At 62.7% G+C, this 17582-nt stretch carries 14 protein-coding genes; 12 read left to right on the plus strand and 2 right to left on the minus strand.

The genetic code is table 11. The features are described 5' to 3' along the window. Both IPF85_RS23770 and IPF85_RS23775 read left to right on the plus strand, forming a co-directional pair. On the plus strand, positions 1-2238 hold a 2238-nt coding region (locus IPF85_RS23770; RefSeq protein ID WP_343410530.1), incomplete at its 5' end, for a hypothetical protein. Between the two features lie 15 nt (positions 2239-2253). Next, positions 2254-4095 carry a choice-of-anchor Q domain-containing protein gene (locus IPF85_RS23775; protein ID WP_343410531.1) on the plus strand — a complete coding sequence of 614 codons (1842 nt, stop codon included), beginning with the start codon at positions 2254-2256 and terminating at the stop codon, positions 4093-4095. Between the two features lie 212 nt (positions 4096-4307). On the opposite strand, the gene IPF85_RS23780 is transcribed toward IPF85_RS23775, so the two are convergent. Both IPF85_RS23780 and IPF85_RS23785 read right to left on the minus strand, forming a co-directional pair. Beyond that, on the minus strand, positions 4308-6938 hold the full coding sequence (locus tag IPF85_RS23780; protein ID WP_343410532.1) for a helix-turn-helix domain-containing protein: 2631 nt from the start codon (positions 6936-6938) through the stop codon (positions 4308-4310). An 18-nt stretch (positions 6939-6956) separates the two neighbouring features. Continuing rightward, complete coding sequence (locus tag IPF85_RS23785) at positions 6957-7358, minus strand: hypothetical protein (protein WP_343410533.1); 402 nt, start codon at positions 7356-7358, stop codon at positions 6957-6959. A gap of 349 nt (positions 7359-7707) precedes the next feature. On the opposite strand from IPF85_RS23785, the gene IPF85_RS23790 reads away from it, so the two are divergent. From IPF85_RS23790 to IPF85_RS23835, 10 genes are all read left to right on the plus strand, one after another. Next, positions 7708-8208: a hypothetical protein gene (locus tag IPF85_RS23790; RefSeq protein ID WP_343410534.1), complete on the plus strand. Its 501-nt coding sequence runs from the start codon at positions 7708-7710 to the stop codon at positions 8206-8208. 152 nt (positions 8209-8360) lie between these two features. Then, complete coding sequence (locus IPF85_RS23795; protein ID WP_343410535.1) at positions 8361-9251, plus strand: toll/interleukin-1 receptor domain-containing protein; 891 nt, start codon at positions 8361-8363, stop codon at positions 9249-9251. A gap of 36 nt (positions 9252-9287) precedes the next feature. Then, positions 9288-9935, plus strand: coding sequence for a hypothetical protein (locus IPF85_RS23800; RefSeq protein WP_343410536.1), 648 nt, complete (start codon positions 9288-9290; stop codon positions 9933-9935). A 345-nt stretch (positions 9936-10280) separates the two neighbouring features. Beyond that, positions 10281-12074 (plus strand): M36 family metallopeptidase, encoded by a 1794-nt coding sequence (locus IPF85_RS23805; RefSeq protein WP_343410537.1) that lies wholly within the window; start codon positions 10281-10283, stop codon positions 12072-12074. Continuing rightward, positions 12061-13443: a hypothetical protein gene (locus tag IPF85_RS23810; RefSeq protein ID WP_343410538.1), complete on the plus strand. Its 1383-nt coding sequence runs from the start codon at positions 12061-12063 to the stop codon at positions 13441-13443. The genes IPF85_RS23805 and IPF85_RS23810 overlap by 14 nt, the downstream gene beginning before the upstream one ends. Before the next feature lie 407 nt (positions 13444-13850). Next, positions 13851-14108, plus strand: a complete 258-nt coding sequence (locus tag IPF85_RS23815) for a hypothetical protein (protein ID WP_343410539.1) — start codon at positions 13851-13853, stop codon at positions 14106-14108. Positions 14109-14181: 73 nt separating this feature from the next. Further along, a complete protein-coding gene (locus IPF85_RS23820; RefSeq protein WP_343410540.1) occupies positions 14182-15456 on the plus strand; it encodes a caspase family protein in 1275 nt (424 codons plus the stop codon). Continuing rightward, positions 15440-16318, plus strand: coding sequence for a toll/interleukin-1 receptor domain-containing protein (locus IPF85_RS23825; RefSeq protein WP_343410541.1), 879 nt, complete (start codon positions 15440-15442; stop codon positions 16316-16318). The genes IPF85_RS23820 and IPF85_RS23825 overlap by 17 nt, the downstream gene beginning before the upstream one ends. A gap of 226 nt (positions 16319-16544) precedes the next feature. Next, a complete protein-coding gene (locus IPF85_RS23830; protein ID WP_343410543.1) occupies positions 16545-17369 on the plus strand; it encodes a tetratricopeptide repeat protein in 825 nt (274 codons plus the stop codon). 11 nt (positions 17370-17380) lie between these two features. Continuing rightward, positions 17381-17582, plus strand: a 202-nt coding sequence (locus IPF85_RS23835; RefSeq protein ID WP_343410542.1) for a hypothetical protein, incomplete at its 3' end; no start/stop codon positions are given.

Below are 17582 nucleotides of genomic sequence, written 5' to 3' on the forward strand. Positions count from 1 at the left end.
GCGTCGGCGCAGTATTACGACGCTGGCTGGCAGACCATCCCCGGCAGCACCGATGCGAGTGGCACCCTGGTCACCGGTATCCCCACGACCAGGGGAAACCTCACCTTCCGCATGACTTACGCCCACGCATCCACGGACATGGCCCAGAACGTGACCAGCAACCCGATCGTCACCTTCCAGACCGCGCACGTCACCGTGGAGCTGCGCGACAGCGCGGGCAACCTCATGCCGGACGGCGAGGGCACGGGCGCGGTGCAGTACTACGCGGGGGGCTGGCGCGACTTTGGCACGACCACAGGCGGGCAGGCCAGCAAAGAATTGCTGCCGCTCACCTACAGCTTCAGCATGAACTATGCCTTTGCCCGCCAGGAGAAGGGCGGCCAGAACGTGGCCGCCAATCCCACGGTCACCTTCCAGACCGCGCACGTCACCGCGGAACTGCGCGACAGCGCGGGCAACCTGATGCCGGATGGTGCAGGCACGGGCGCGGTACAGTACTACGCGGGCGGTTGGCGTACTTTCGGCACGACCGCAGGCGGGCAGGCCAGCAAGGAACTGCTGCCGCTCACCTACAGCTTCAGCATGAGCTACGCGTTTGCCCGCCAGGAGAAGGGCGGTCAAAACACCGCGACCAGTCCCACCGTCACCTTCCAGACGGCGCACGTCACCGTGGAACTGCGCGACAGCGGGCAACCTGATGCCGGACGGCGCGGGCGTGGGCACAGTGCAGTACGCGGGCGGCTGGCGCACCTTCGGCGCGACCGCGGGCGGGCAGGCCAGCAAGAGCTGCTGCCGCTCACCTACAGCTTCAGCATGAGCTACGCGTTTGCCCGCCAGGAGAAGGGCGGTCAAAACACCGCGGCCAGTCCCACCGTCACCTTCCAGACCGCGCACGTCACCGTGGAACTGCGCGACAGCGCGGGCAACCTGATGCCGGACGGCGCGGGCGTGGGCACAGTGCAGTACTACGCGGGCGGCTGGCGCACCTTCGGCGCGACCGCGGGCGGGCAGGCCAGCAGGGAGCTGCTGCCGCTCACCTACAGCTTCAGCATGAGCTACGCGTTTGCCCGCCAGGAGAAGGGCGGTCAAAACACCGCGACCAGTCCCACCGTCACCTTCCAGACCGCGCACGTCACCGTGGAGCTGCGCGACAGCGCGGGCAACCTCATGCCGGATGGTGCGGGCACTGGCACGGTGCAGTACTACGCGGGCGGCTGGCGTGACTTCGGCGCGACCGCGGGCGGGCAGGCCAGCAAAGAGCTGCTGCCGCTCACCTACAGCTTCAGCATGAGCTACGCGTTTGCCCGCCAGGAGAAGGGCGGTCAAAACACCGCGGCCAGTCCCACCGTCACCTTCCAGACGGCGCACGTCACGGTGGAGCTGCGCGACAGCGCGGGCAACCTGATGCCGGATGGCGCGGGCACGGGCACAGTGCAGTACTACGCGGGCGGCTGGCGCACCTTCGGCGCCACTGCGGGTGGGCAGGCCAGCAAAGAGCTGCTGCCGCTCACCTACAGCTTCAGCATGAGCTACGCGTTTGCCCGCCAGGAGAAGGGCGGTCAAAACACCGCGACCAGTCCCACCGTCACCTTCCAGACCGCGCACGTCACCGTGGAGCTGCGCGACAGCGCGGGCAACCTGATGCCGGATGACACGGGGACGGTGCAGTACTACGCGGGCGGCTGGCGCACCTTCGGCGCGACCGCGGGCGGGCAGGCCAGCAAAGAGCTGCTGCCGCTCACCTACAGCTTCAGCATGAACTACGCCTTTGCCCGTCAAGAGAAGGGCGGCCAGAACGTCGCCAGCACCCCCACCGTCACGTTCCAGACGGCGAACGTCATCGTCGAATTGAAGGACAGCGCCGGAGCCCTGATGCCGGATAGTGCCGGAACAGGTGCGGTGCAGTACTACGCCGGCGGCTGGCGCGATTTCGGCGTGACCGTTAACGGGCAGGCCAGCAAGGAGCTTCTGCCGTTGACCTACAGTTTCGCCATGAACTACGCTTTCGCCCGCCAGCAGTTGAACGGCCAGGATGTCAACGCCAACCAGACCGTCGCCTTCCAGACTGGTCAGGTTCACTCTGTCAGCGGGACGGCCGTTCAGTACTACGCGGGCGGCTGGCGCAGCTTCGTGCAGGATATGCAGCTTCTGCCCGGCATGTACACGTTCCGCTTCAACGATGGCAACCCAAATCAGGCGGTCCCCATTAGCGGGGGTATCGCCAACTCGATCCACTAACTGGAGGAAACCATTATGCGATCCCGTCTTCTGGCTGTTCTCGTTCTGCTCAGTCTTGCCATCCCCACGACTGCACTGGCCGGCCCGCAGCCTCCGCTGCCTGCCGACCAGCCTGTTCCTCAGCGCGCATGGATCGCGCATGACCTCGAAAGCGTGTCTGTCCTGCCGCAATCTGCTGCATCACCCCAGTCCGGCCCGGGCGCGATCATTACCGTCACAACCTTCAACCCGAACATTGTAGCCGACGGCCAGTGTTCGCTGATCGAGGCCATGGTCAACGCCAACGACGACGCGGCCACCCATGCCGACTGCCCGGCCGGCAGCGGGCCAGACACGATTGAGCTGCCGACCGGTACTTACACGCTCACGCTCGTGTATGACGGCGGCAGCGGCGGAACAGGTCTGCCGATTGTGACCGGCACGATCACGATCAACGGCCATGGGGCCGTCGTTACTCGTAGTTCGGCCCCGCTTACGCCGCTGTTCCGAATCATGCGCGTTGCAGCAGGCGGTAATCTGACGTTGAATGATCTCACCGCCAGCAACGGGGCGGTCTCGTCCAGTAACAGCGGCGGCGGCGCACTCAACAACGGTATGTTGACCTGCAACAACTGTATTCTGGAAGACAACACAGCCTTGGCGGGAGGTGGCATCAACAACTTCGGCGGTGCGACTCTTGTGCTTAACAACTCAATCCTGCGCAACAACCTGGCTGACGGCAACGTGGGTGGCGCAATCTACAACCGCGACTCCAACGTTACGTTGAGCAACAGTGCGGTTCACGACAACACCTCGTCAGGCTACGCGATTGGCGGCGGCATCCTGAGCTGGGCGAGCTGGACAGCAACCACAACGACGACGCTGACCGTGAGTCACAGCCAGATCATGAACAATACAGCGGCTGGGGACGGTTCAACGGGCGGCGGCATCTCCAACATCGCGGTCAGTGGTCAAACAGCGCTCCTGATGATGACAGATTCCACCGTGACAGGCAACCATGCACAGTTCGGGGCAGGCATTAGCTTCACGATCACCGACGGCCCGAGTCCCGACTCGCGTGGCTCGATCATCCGCAGCACTATCAGCAATAACCATGCCGCCGATGCGAGCGGGGTCAATGCGGATGGCGGCGGTATCGACGTGACCTCCAGCACGGTGACCGTTGTCAACAGCACCATCAGCGGCAATACGGTCGCGCCGGCCGCATACAGCGGCGGCGGCGGTGTCTGGGTCGGCGGCTATGTGGGCTATCCGGCAGGGGTCGTGCACCTCATCAACAGCACGGTCGCGAATAACGCTTCGGCCAACGAGGGAGGGGCCTTCGTCAGTTGGGCCGAGTCGGCCGACGCTGAAGCGATGGTCACATCGGTCAATACAATCGTGTCGGGTAATTCGGCGCCGGCCGGTGCAAATTGCTGGGATGATACCGGAGGGCTGACCTCCCCGTTTGTCTCCACCGGTTATAATTTGGAGAATCTCGACACCTGCAACTTCGACCAGCCGACCGACCATCCTAACACTGGCCCGCTCCTGGGAGCACTTGCCAACAACGGCGGACCGACCGAAACTCATGCGCTGTTGGTGGGCAGCCCGGCCATCGATGCAGGCGACAACAGCACCTGCGCGGCGACACCGGTCAGCGGCATTGACCAGCGCGGCGTGTCCCGGCCGCAGGGCGTGGTGTGCGACATCGGCGCCTATGAATACCAGGAGTCGCCGACCGCGGTGAGTCTGGTCGCCTTGGAGGCAGGGAGCCGTGCCCTTGAGGCGCCCTGCCTCCTGCTTGCGGCGCTCTGCCTGGTCGCGTTGGCGCTGGGATGGAATGGCAAGCTGGAGGTACTTGGACGCAAGCGCTGATACTGACCTTTGTGGAGTACTGGCGCGCCTTGAACAGGAAGAGAAACCTTGCGAGTCATGCTGAACGGGTCGACCGAAGCGTGGCAAGCACGCGTGACCTGTCGATCGGCCAACGGCCCGGGCGTAGCCACCGCCAGTGAAGCATCTCTACCTGCGAGGGCAAGACGCTTCACTGGTGATTCGTCCGAATGTTGGCCATACTTCAGACCTGTTCAGCGTGACAATACGCTGTCCTGTTGCCACACCGCCGACTCCAAAGTCGAGATCGCCTCCTGTGCTATCTGGGCAAACTCCTGCCCCCGCCCCTTTGCCAGCGCAGCATCGAAGATGCCTTTCCCCAGATGTGATCGGACCGCGTCGGCGACCCGATTGCAATCCTGGCGATGAATTGGGAGCATACGCCCAACTGCCTGCTCAATGGATTCAATCGCGCCCAGCAACCTGGTTGCCAACTCATGCATGCCAAGTGTCTTTGCCAGAGCAGCAAGATCCACGAGGTAGACTGCCCAATACAACGGTTCGCACAAGACTGGTGGCAGGCTGGCCCGATAAGATTGAATAGCCCTTCTGTAGTCTCCTTCCGCCTGATACAGCTCCGCGAACCACAGGTGACGAATGCGAAGCGTTTGTTTCATGCCGAGTTGCTTCTCGACTGCCAGCCCTTTATTCAGATGAGCATGAGCCGCGGCAAAATCGCCCTTGCGGGTGGCAAGGTCCCCCAACGCAAAAAGAGTACCCGCAATCAGGCTTCCGCCTTCTTGTTCCTGTTGGAGCACTATCAGCAAGCTTTCTGTTAGTGATTGTGCCTCATCGAGATCACACTCAATAAAGAAGAGAATGTTCCCCAGGACAAGCAGTGGCCAATGGAACGGAATACCTGCTTGCTGTGCGACGGCCAGTGATTCTTGAGCCAATGCCCGCGCCCTCGATATGTCCCGTCCAATGTTAAATGTGACATTGGCCAAAAGCGCCAGAGAGTATGCGGTGCCTCCTGGATCTCTCACTGCACGGTAAACTGCCAGGGCATTCTCGAGGTAAAAGAAGGCTCTGTTCCAATCGGCCATTACCCACGCGACTCGTCCCAAGCCGAGCAGAGCGTCGGCCTTTCCCTTACTGTCCCCCGTCTCCTCGCTGAGCAGCAAGCTCTCCTCTTCATACTCCAGGGCCTTTGCGAATTCATCGTTCTGGATCATCAGGATTCCCGCCTCAAACAACATTCTGGCTCGATGGATCGTGTGGGCCGAAGCTTCAGGCAAGCCTAACACTTCGTCAATCAAACGCCTTCCTTCCTCACGCGGACCACGTTGGCCATACCAGAGCAGCAGGTGCGTGGTTAGTATCATCGCAGCCTGAACATCATGCCGCTTGAACCAGTCTAGCGCCGCGCGTAGGTTGTGGATCTCGTCGTCGATGAGTCGGTTGAGTTGCAGTTTCCTGGGGTTAATCTCCGCCTGATCGACGTTGTCGACGATGCGCAGGAAGCAACGGGCATGTCGCGCTCGCAGTGTTGCATCCTCCCCGCCCGCCGCCCCGCCCCAGCCGCGGCCGCCTCGCGACGGCGCATAAGCGAACTGCCCCGTACCACCGCCGCGTCCGGAATAACAAGCTCTTGTCCAGGACCGAAGAGAAGCGCGGCCAGGGCGGCGCGGGGGGGAGGGGAGGAGGAAGAGGGGAGAGAGCGCATCGCCGCGCAGCGGTCGGCCGCGCCCCAGCGTGCAGCCGCCGACGAAGACGGCCAGGCGCGTGAAGAGGGTCTGCTCGGTCGGGGTCAGCAGGCCGTAGCTCCAGCCGATGGCGTTACGCAGCGTCTTCTGCCGCGGCGACACATCGCGCAGACCGTCCATCGAGAGCAGCCACGGCCCGTGCAGCCGCGCCAGCAGCTCGGCCGGCGACAGCAGCCTGACGCGTGCGGCGACCAGCTCGATCGCCAGCGGCAGGCCATCCAGCCGGCGGCACAGCTCGGCGACGGCCGCGGCGTTGCCATCGGTGACGGCAAAGTCGGGCTGCACCATCCCGGCGCGTTCCGCGAAGAGGGCCACCGCGGAATAGCGCAGGACATCGCTGGCGGTGGGCTGGCTGGCGCCGGGGAGTTCGGCGGGCAGGGCCAGCGGCCGCACCGGCGCCTGGCGCTCGCCGCGTACGCGCAGGGGCTGGCGGCTGGTCACCAGCACGTGCAGCCAGGCGCAGCGGCGCAGCAGGTCATCCACCAGCGGCGCGGCCTCGATGATCTGCTCGAAGTTGTCCAGCACCAGCAGCAGGTGCTTCTCCTCCAGGTACGCGCGCAACTGCAGGGCCGCTGAGTTCGAGCCGCTCATCTGCAAGCCCAGGGTCTGGGCAATCGTCGCGGCCACCAGGTCAGGATCGGAAATCGGCCCCAGGCGCACGAAGAAGGCGCCATCCTCGAACTCTTCCAGCACCTCCTCGGCCACGGCCTGCGCCAGCCGCGTCTTGCCCACGCCGGGCGGCCCCAGCAGGGTGATCAGCCGTTCGCCCGCGCGCAGCCGCTTGCGCAGCGCGGCGATGTCGTGGTCGCGGCCGAGCAGCGGCGTGAGCTGAAGCGGCAGGTTGTGGGGACGGCTCGGCATGCGCCAATGACTTGCCGACGATTGCGCGCCGCCCGCGCTGACCGCAACCCCCACGATTGCCGGCAGATCAGCGTCCGCCGCGCCCACGGCCCTGGCCAGGGACGCGGCCAGCGTCGCGGAGGGGTGAGAGTCGCCGGCCTCGATCTTGCGCAGCGTCACCTCAGCGCAGCCGACCTGCTGCGCGAGGTCTTTCTGCGTCAGGCCCAGCGCCTTGCGCCGTTGTTTGAGCCACTGGTTGAAGATCATCGTCTGACCCATCAGGTTCCCTTTGCCAAGTCACCGATTCGCAACCGCCCGGATTGAGCGGCGCCGCGCGGGGGCCGGATGCGCTGCGATAAACGAGGTGGGCTGGTCAGGCGTGGTCGGGCTGGCGGCGAGCGGCGATAGCGCGGGCAACTGTGCAAGAACATCGAGATACCACCACCAGTGCTGAGGCGGCGTGGGGGTGGTCTGCCGGCGCTGGGCCAAGTCAACGAAGCGCGAGAGTTCGCGATAAAATGCCGCGACCTGGCCCAGCAAACACTCGTCCGCAGCGGCCAATGTCTGTTTCTCCACAGCAGTCAGCGTCGGCTGCAGGTCGGCAAGCCGGTCACGCAGCAGCAGCATCTCCAGGTGTTCAGCGCCACTGACATCAGGAAACTCAACATCCGTTGCATACTGCACTAGCAGATCATTCATGCCATAGCTCCTGCAATTTGCATCACCAGGCTCCGAGTGTTGCAGTCTACAAGCCCCATTGTACCACAGGGGGTGATGCCTGTCGAAAGATCCTTGAGTTCTGGGACAGGTGGCCACACGGCGAGAATCCTGTTCATCCTGTCAATCCTGTCCAAACTGGCGCGCCGGGGTTAGCAGTTACCATACTTGTATCGGTTTTGTATCGGTCAGGGGCTTGACACGCGGGCGCCTTTGGGGTTTACTTAGCGCAGCCATCATCGGGTAAGTTCCAGAACCTGTGGCACGTTAGGCGCCGTCTCCAAAATGGCGCAGCAGTGTATGGAGGACAATGGAGGACAATGGAGGACATATGAACGCTTTCAATGGTAGACAGATCTCTGCGCTCTCTTCTGATCGGTTGTACCGTGTGTTTTTCGATCAGGGCGAGGCCTTCTTCATCCAGATCGGCGGCCAAAGTTTTGGGCAGGCAATCGCCGTCCAATTCGGCCTGCTGGGCATGTTGATTTATGCTCCCTTCCAACGCCGAGCACAAGCGAAACTCGAGGCCAAGATCAGAGACCTCGACATGCAGCCGCCGAGCGCCCTCCTGGCCGCGGGGAAGCATAACTTCCGCGCGTTTATTTCGGACTTCGAGAGTTCCAGCCTGCAGGCCGCTCCTGCGCTTGGTGGTCACGGTCGACACCTGGGACGTTGGGTTCTGCAGTTGCGCGGGCAGAAGCCAATGACCCTGCAACTGGAGACCGAAGACGATATGCGCCGCGCCTTCGAGACACTCCCGTCCGCCATCAGCACGCACGTCAACCAAGTGGCGTGGGATACAGCCAAGAGCAAGTTCGTCAAGATGTCGTGACGGCTGTACGCGGCCGATTTTGACCCGTTCTTTCAATTGACCTTGACAATCGAAAACACCTGCTGTATGATTGTGTTGCATCTGTCCCTTCTGTTTTTTGCTCCTTTGATATGTAACGATCTTTTTCTGGTAGCCCATATTGGATGCTGGCCATGGCCGATCGACGCGCCTATACATACGATGTCTTTATCTCTCATAGCCCTGCCGACCGGGAGTGGGTAGATAATTGGCTCTTGCCGCGCCTGGAGCAGGCTGGCCTGCGTGTGGCCGTGGACTACCGCGACTTCATCGTGGGAATGCCCAGAATCGAGAATGTCGAGCGTACCCTGGCCAATAGCAGGCGCACGATCGTGGTGCTGACACCGGAGTGGTTGACCAGCGAATGGAACGCGTTCGAGGCACTGCTGCTGCGCACTATGGACCCCGCCGCACGCCAGCGCAAGCTGTTGCCGGTGCTGCTGCGGCCATGCGAGCTGCCCGATCTGCTCGCTTCCCTCGACAAGGTGGACCTCACTGCCGAGCGGTATTGGGACAGGCAGGTCAATCGCTTGAAGAAAAGCCTCGTGGACGAGATTCCCGTTCCCCTACCCTCAATTCCAGATCTTCCTGGCTGGTGGAAGTGGCTGTATCACTACCGACGACAAGTGCGATTGGGTGTACCCGTAGCCCTCCTGGTGTGGCTGGTGGCTTCGCTGGTGACTCAGTTACCACCCTTTCAGCCAAGGTTGGGTTGGCAGGTCGTCGGACAGGTGGAAGCGCAGCCAGCTTGGCGACTAGCCCGTGCCGGCAACGTGCTCTTCATCGGTTCCAACAGCACTCCGAACGACTGTAATGCCCGTGACACCGGCCTTTGGCGGAGCAGCGATGAGGGGAGCACCTGGCAACCGGCCGCTGGCGAGCCACTGCTGATCGAGCGCACCGTCGGGCAGTGTCTTCGGGCTAACGTGTCCGACCTCGCGGTCGCGTCGCGGGACGGTCAAACTACGATCTATGCCGCCACGACCGCGAGTAAATTTCTGCAACACGGTCGGCCTGCTACGTAGCACCGACCTGGGAACGACGTGACGCTTCGGTCGCGAATGCATTGGATAACGATAACCTGGTGCGTTATCGCCCTCGACAACAACCCCGATCGTCTGCTCGTTGCCACGGAAAACGCCGGTCTGGCGCGCTCCGGCGACGGCGGGGCTAACTGGCAACATCTCGATAATACCTGCACCGGGCGGCCGGAGCAGCGGCTGCCAGCCAACAGCACGGTACTCTCGCTGCTCGCCTGGGGTCAGGCGGTGTACGCCGGTACCGATGACGGGCTTTATGCCAGTGAGGATGGCGGCAACTGTTGGACCCAACAAGGCAGTAGCGAAGGGCGACAGTACAGCTATGACACTCTGGTCGGAGTTCCTGGGCGCCCCGATCAACTGCTGGTGTTGACCTACGATGCCACCATCGCTCGCGGCGATAATCACTTCCTGTGGTTGGTTGAGCGCGGCCAGGGTCGCGTCGGGACACCGCTATGGTCACTCCAGCGAACGACACGCGCTTTATGTGGACCCCGGGTCATCGCCGACGTGGTACGGCCAGCGATATGGGCGATGTGGCGCGGCGCTTCGATGCTGCAGGACGCTGGGAAAATTACCGGGGATTACGCGCTGCCTCGCTGTGCTGCCCACCGGTTGTCTGGGCCGCCATGGCCCCGGATGCTACCGGTGGGCCGCCGCTTCTGTTAGCGCGAGATCGCATCTACCGGTTGGCGCAGGGGTTGTGGCTGCACCGCTATTGGCCGTAATGGTTGTTTTTGTGCTACGCTCTCGCGGAGGTTCTTATGCCAACTCCAAACGCGTTCAATAGTTTCATCATGTCGCCCCAGCCGAAAATCAGGTCGAAGTACGCCCGTGAGGTGCCGACGAAGATCAATCTTGGAGCTATCGCCCTCATGGCTCACTTCAACCAAACCTAACCTGAAAGAACCGGTCAACATCTGCGTGTCGCGCTGCGATGGGCACCTGGTTTCCCCTTCGTCCGAGATTTTGGGTGCAGCTCACTCGGCGTTGAAAGCATACAAGGCGTCCCATATGGCCCAGTATGGCGGCACGTTGCCGACCGCGCAGAAGTTCGCCTGGCGGGCGGCGTTCTCGCCTGCAACGGGTCTGCCCGCGTATGTGCGAGGCCAACTCAAGATGGCGCCGACTAACCTCGGGGACGCCCCCGGCCGCGCTCGTACCTGGCTCACCGACCCGCAGTTGACTAAAGTGCTCCTCGGCCTCGCTCTGAAGCCTGGATCGAATGAACTTGTAGAAAGCGACGCTGCCTTCCGCCAACATTTCCCCAAGCCCCCGGAAACCATTACATGGGAACCACAGGTGATCGCAGATGCCGCCAAGGCGATCAATTCCTTGACGCTCAATCCTCGTTACCATGTGCGTTACCAGCAATGGCACGGCGACTGGCCGGTCTTCGGGGGTGCCATTGTCGTGCATATGTCGAAAGATGACTCGCGCATTTCATGCACCAACGCTTACTTGCCGGTCCCCCCCCAAACGCCCATAACCGTAGACCCGGGCAGACTCATCGGTGAGAAGGCTGCCATCGTGCAAGCCCAGCGGGCTTTGCAGCACTATGTGAGTCCGCCAGCAAAGGTGAGCAGGGACACGGCTGCGATGGCTGAGATGATGCTATCCGGTCCGGCCGCGCCAGCCAGCGCCGCAGCGGACCTGAAGCCGGGTGAGACGATGGCGCCCCAGCCAGTCGCGACGATTGGCGCGTCTCAGTTTGTGCGCATCGGCAACCGAGTCGCCTTCCGGCCGGTTGTGCCGCCCCTCGAGTGGCACGGTGAGGTTCGCCGATACGCCGATAGCGCCTGCGTCCTGCTGCCGTTCGCGAGGAGCTACCGCCTGGCTTACGAAGTGCGGCTGACCAATCCAGAGCTGCTTGAAACCTGGAGCGTGTGGGTGGAGGCGCTCACGGGCGAAGTGTTGGACCGGCCGGCCAACTTGTCCTGCTTTGCTCCATACTACGGCACTTCGCAGGAGGTTCTGAACGGCGCGCCGAGCGGCAATGCAGCTCAACCAGAGACTCTTTGCGCCGACTTCATGCCCACCATCAAGGTCTTCGATCCAGCCGGCGGCGAGCGGGATCCGGTTTGGAACTCCGCGGCGACCAGTGGGCTGGACTTCGAGGCGATCAACGTCGCCGTCCACGCGGCGGAGATGTACAATCACCTGATCAGCCTGGGCGTGAAGAGGGAGACGTTCCAGCAAGCCCAACGACGCCTACGGGCCAATATCAACGCCGGACTGACCAACTTCGATCCAGGCATTGGGAGCGCATCCGACGCGACGATCAACTTCCAACACGATGTCACGGGAAACGGCCTCCCCGGCATGGAGAGCGCAGGCGACACCAAGCAAGTCCACAATCCCGCTTTCGACCCGGAGGTGATCTATCACGAAGCCGCTCACGGTCTGCTGTGGATGCTGAACCCCGATCCATTCGAACATTGGGTGGAGGTGGCGCCCTTTGCCCGCGCCCTGGTGGAGGGCTACGCGAATTACTTCGCTCGCTCACTGGGCGCCAGGATCGCCGGCGATACCGGCGCCACCAAGACGCATTGGGCCAAGTCCGCTTACCAGCCTGGCGAGTGGAACGATGCCTGGGCCTTTGCGCTCGATAGTTGGGATCAGGAACAAGAAGCCCTGGCCGGGCCGAATCTGTATCCGCGCGTGGCGAAGCACAGCCTCGAAGTGTACGACATCGGCATGATCTGGGCGCGCCTGCTGTGGGACCTGCGGGAGCTGGTGGGTTGGGAGCTGGCCGACCGCGGCGCTCAATGCCTACTTTCACGCCCAGGGTTGGGTGGCTGGTTTTGAACCGGTGGCAGAGGGGCTGTTAGAACTGCTTGATCTTGTGAAGGAGGTGCGGGCAGTCCAAGACGTGGCGACTGCCGACGACGCGCTGCAACCATTGTTGGCCTATCGCCGCATCGTGGCGCAACGCGGCATCCAGGCTATGGCGGCCGTCAACAACATGATCCTGGTTGGCGCCGATGCCGGCCTGGTGCGGTCGAACGACGGCGGAACGACCTGGCAGGCGGCCGAGCTGACGGATATCATGAAGGATGGCAAGGTGCAGCCGCTGACCGACGTCATCGCGATTGCGCCGCACAGGGATGCGGGCGGCAATGTCATCGCGTGGTATGCGGCAACGGAGGGCGGCATGTTCCGGTGGGAAGCGGCCGATCCGCGCTGGCGCACCGTTCCTGGCTGGCAGGTGGCGGGCCGCCCGCTGGCAATGACGTGCGAAGGGACAACGCTTTGCGTTACCAGCACGGCCGGAGTGCAGAAAGGGGCATTGCCACCTGGCGCATCCCTGACCGATCTGTCGCCCTTGCCCGGCGGTGGCCTGCCCTTGAATGTGGCGATCAGCCCGACCATCCCAGAACCGACCCTCTATATTGCCGGCGTGAGTGCGCTCTTGATTCGGCCGCCATCTGGCAACTGGACTTGGCACCCTCCGGCCGACCCTGAAACCGATCTCGTCACCTGTGTGGCTGTGACCGGCAACTCGGTGTTTGTAGGCACCGCGACCCAGGGGGTGTGCGAGTCTGATCAGGTGGGGCACTTTAGCGACGTTCCACAGCGGCAGGGCAGACGTGGCCTCAAGAAGGCCGCGGTGCTGAGTCTGGTGGCGAACAGCAACAACCCACTCACTTTGTTCGCCGGTACGACGATGGGCGTCTATCGCGGCACGCGCACCCCGCAGAACGTGGTCAGTTGGGTCAAATTCGGACAGCAGTGGCCCGACGGCGCGGCAGCCACCTGCGTCGCTGTTACGCAGGCCGGTCTGCTGGCAGGAACGGCGTTCCACGGCCTCTGGATGCTGCCAGGGAGCGATCCTCTCAAACTGTGGATGCAGGTGGACGATAACAATGTCCGCTCACTGGGTGGCCCCCAATTACCGAAGATCGGCAGTGCCGGCGTTCAGTCCTGCATCTTCAGCGCCGCGGCCACCGAGAACGAGCAGGGAATATACTTGTTCCCGTTTCAGATCGCTTGCGCAGGACGGATGTCTGTTCAGACGGCGCCCCCGAATGGGGCCGTACAGGTGTTCCGCTTGCGCCCAAACGTCGTCAATATCCCCCTTACCAATCAGCCCGTGCAGGTGGAGGCGGACTTTTACGCCGTCCAATTGCGCGGCGTTCTGCAAAACTCGGTTACGATCACCGTTCGGATCGTCTGAAGCCAACTCACATCCAGGAGGTTCATCGCTATGGCAACGAGAGTTTATTCCTATCTGGCGCTAGAAGCCAACTATGCGGTTACGCGCGGCGGCAAGACCACTTACGTCGGGAAACGCGCGGCCTTCCGTCAAGACAAGGTGACCGCACAACTTGATGCTCTTACGTTGATCAATGCTGTTCCCTCCGACGCGCGTCTGGTTTTCTGGGTTGCTCGTCGGCCAGGCGAAGTTCTGTATACGCTCGTCTCGGTGGGCCAGGGCACCGAGCCGCTGATCGTGCTGCGGCTCGATGCTCCCCAGACGCTCGCGCCCTTGGTCGTATCGGGCACGCGCCGCACCCTTGCTGAACTGGAGCAGGCCAATACGCCGCTGGGGGGACCGGACTCGGTGGCTGAAAATCTGACGCTGTGGATGGAGGCGCCGGGGGAGATCGCTGGGCCCTGCCTATCGGCTTCATCGGTCATGCCGACACCGTGGCGGTCGTCAAGGCCAGTTTCACCGATGTGGTTCTGGCGGTGCTGGCCTATCGTAGCAGTTATCGTACGATCCTTTTGCTTGACCCGACAGGCTTTGGGATTCCAAGCATGGCGCAAATATGCGCTTCACTGCGACAGAGCAATGATGCGCTCGCCCAAACGGTGGCGAATCTGCTTGGCTGCCCGTAGAGTTCTATCTCGTGCGGCTAAGCTGAAGTCAGCTGAACATCAACCAGTTGCACTATCAGAGCGGAGCAGCCACATGCCCACCCTATCCAACGCCCGCGCGCTCGTCATCGGGATTGCGAACTACCAGGCGATCAATTCCCTGCCGTCTACTGTCCTGAAGGACGCCCAGGACATGGCCGACCTGCTGGTGGACCAGAGCGTTTGCGGCTATGCGCGGGCCAACGTGCGCCTGCTGCTCGATGGCCAGGCGACTCAGGTGGCGATCCGACAGGAGCTGGCAAGCCTGGCCCACGGCGCCGACGCGGACTCTACGGTCCTTTTCTACATCTCCAGCCACGGCGGGCGGATCGAATCTGGCCCGTACGCGGGGGAGTACCTACTGCCGGTGGACACACGCTTCGCCTCCGACCAGGATCTGGCCGAGACTGCCATCTCCGGCACGGAGTTCACCGCGGCGCTGCGCGCGATCCCGGCGGGCAAACTGCTGGTGGTCTTCGATTGCTGCCATTCGGGCGGCATCGGCCAGCCAAAGGACGCCACGGCGCCTGCGTTCAAGGCCGGCCTGCCCGACAGCTACTATGACGCGCTCAAGGCCGGCCGCGGACGCGCCATCCTGGCTTCGTCCCGCAGCACGGAATATTCGTGGGTGTTGACTGGCGATACGAATAGCCTCTTCACCAAACACCTGCTGGCTGGCCTGCGCGGCGGCATCGCTGCTGAGGACGGATTGATCCGCATCTTCGACCTCTTCGAATACTTGCAGCCGCGCGTCACCGGCGACCGGAAGGACCAGCACCCGATCTTCAAAGCCGAGCTGGAGGAAAACTTCCCCGTGGCATTACGCCTGGGTGGCCAAAAGACAACTGTGCCCAGGGACGAGCAGGGGTTCCGCTACGACGCTTACATCAGTTATGTGGACAGGGAGCCGGACGCGACCTGGGTGTGGGACACATTGGCGCCACGCCTGGAAGCGGCCGGCCTGCGTGTGGCGGTCTCCGGCGATGTGGAGACCCCCGGCATAGCGCGCGTGGTGAACATCGAGCGCGGCATCCGCCAGGCCAAGCGCACGGTGGTTGTATTGTCGAACGCCTACCTGGCCGATAACATGGCAGATTTCGAGAATGTCCTGGTGCAGACCATGGGCATCCAGGAAGGGAGCTATCGCCTTCTGCCGGTGAAGTGCGCGGCGTTCGACGAAAGCCAGCTCCCGACGCGCCTCAGCATGTTGACCACGCTGGACCTGACCCACCCCCGCCGCGCGGAGCGCGAGTTCAGCCGCCTCGTGCAAGCCTTGCAGGGGCCGCTGCCGCGGAGATCGAGCAGATTGGCTGATGACGGAACAAGCTGATTATCTGTACGATGTCTTCATCAGCCACAGCCAGACCGACAAAGAGTGGGTCTGGGATGAACTCCTGTCGCGGCTGGAAAACGCCGGACTGAAAGTCATCCTTGACGAGCGCGACTTCGAGCCGGGCGCGCCGCTCGTCAAGGAGAAAGAACGGGCCGTGCTGCAAAGCCGGAAGACGCTGCTGGTGCTCAGCCCGGCGTACGTTGCGGGGGATTGGACTGAGTTCGAGAGCGTCCTTGTGCAGACCCTCGATCCGGCCGCACGCAAGCGGCGTTTGATCCCGGTGGTGCGTGTGCCCTGCCGACTCGACCTGCGGATTCGCCCGCTGGTCGCGGTGGATCTGACCGCCGGCAGCGAAGTGCAGTGGCAACGCCTCCTGCGGGCGCTCGACCCCAACCAGCCCCCTGCAGCCAACCCCATCCAGAACCTGGCCCTGGCAATCACGGAGTCGGCTGCGCCCACGGCCGCGCCGGGCTGGCATCCACTGGGGAGCGCGTGGCTGGCCGCGGGATTGATCGGTGTGGTGCTGCTGGTCGGTCTTGTGAATCTGCTCTTGAGCGAATGGCCGATCCTACAAAACACGGCCAGCATCATGGCCGGCGTGGCCGTCCTGCTCTTCGGCTGGCTGGGCCTGCGAAGACCGCGATTTTTTCCAGCGTTTGAGCTATTTCCTGGGCAAGGTGCATCCGGCGCAGGCCGTCATGGCGATCGTGCTGGTGGCCGGCCTGACCCTGTGGGGCGGCGTGGGCTGGCCCAGACTACAGGCTATCATCGCCGGCCCGTTAGGCCCCAGGCAACCGGGAGTACAACGCTTCGCCGTCGGCGAATGGAAGAACCTGACCCCTGGACGGTCTTCTCTTGAAGGTATCTGGACCGAGGGTACGCGGCGTGCCCTCTATGAGAAGCTGAGCCTTGTGAAGACTCTGCAAGGCATTGCGGTGGAGAGTCCCCAGGTGACCGATGTGGTGCGGCGCGATCTGGACCTTTGGATTGACGGCGACTTCAGCAAGATTGGCAGTATTAAACTGTCGGCTTCTATCGCCGGTCGGGCGGGTAGATATTTGCGCTCTGTCGCGGTGCAAAGGGAGGTGGACGAGGGGAGCACGGAGGTTGAGTCGCAGATCTTGGCGCTGCAGAACGAGCTTGCCCAGACTATTCTTTCTGCGCTCGATATCCAGATCCAACCCGCCCTGGCCGAGGCTATCCACAACACTCCAACCGGCAGCGCCGAGGCGCTGCAGCTCAACAACCAGGCGGCTCTGCTGGTTATGCAAGGCGATCTGCCTGGCGCTGAGCCGTTACTTCGTAGAGCATTGGCGCTCGATCCCGCATACGCCGATGCTCACAACAACCTGGGGCGGTTGTTACAGTTGCGAGGCGATCTGCCCGGCGCAGTGGCCGAATATCGGCAAGCCATTGATTTGCTGCCGCGCATTCCGCTCTACCACTTCAACCTGGGCTTGGCCTTCGATCTGGGACAAGATCTCCCTGCTGCCATTCACGCCTACGAGCAGGCCATAGCCCTGGACCCTACCTACGTCAAGGCGCTCAATAACCTGGGCTTTGTGTACCTTGAATCGGGCCGGTTGGACCAGGCATTCGAGCTTTTCCAGCGTGGTTTGCGTCTGAACCCCGACGCGTCCTATCTGCATAAGAACCTGGGGCGGGTCTACTTGGAGCAACGGCAGCCGTCCGAGGCCATCGTGGAGCTTCAGCGTGCGATCGAGCTATCCGACGTGCCATACGCCGAGGCGCTATTCTATCTTGCCGTAGCTTATCGAGATACCGGGCAGACCGCCGATGCCTGTGCTGCCCTATCCAGCTATGCAGAAGTAGCCCCAGATGACGCCCGCGACGAACCAGGTCGTCCGATCGCAGCAAAAAACCTGGCTTCCGAGTTGCAGTGTCCATAAGGAGGATGCCAATGCCACGTCCGAACCATCTCTCTCTGATTGTCGTTTTGTGTCTGGTGTGTGTGCTTATCATCGGCTGCAAGGCTTCCGAACCGACCCCTACAGCTACGGCTGACGGAAGTCCGACCGACTCCGCCGGGGGTCTGGAGCCCATCGCGACCCTGACGTTCATTGAAGGGGACGTGACCCTTGACCTCACAGGTGGGACATCAG

It is taken from the genome of Candidatus Amarolinea dominans, assembly GCF_016704685.1.
Lineage (GTDB): Bacteria > Chloroflexota > Anaerolineae > SSC4 > Amarolineaceae > Amarolinea > Amarolinea dominans.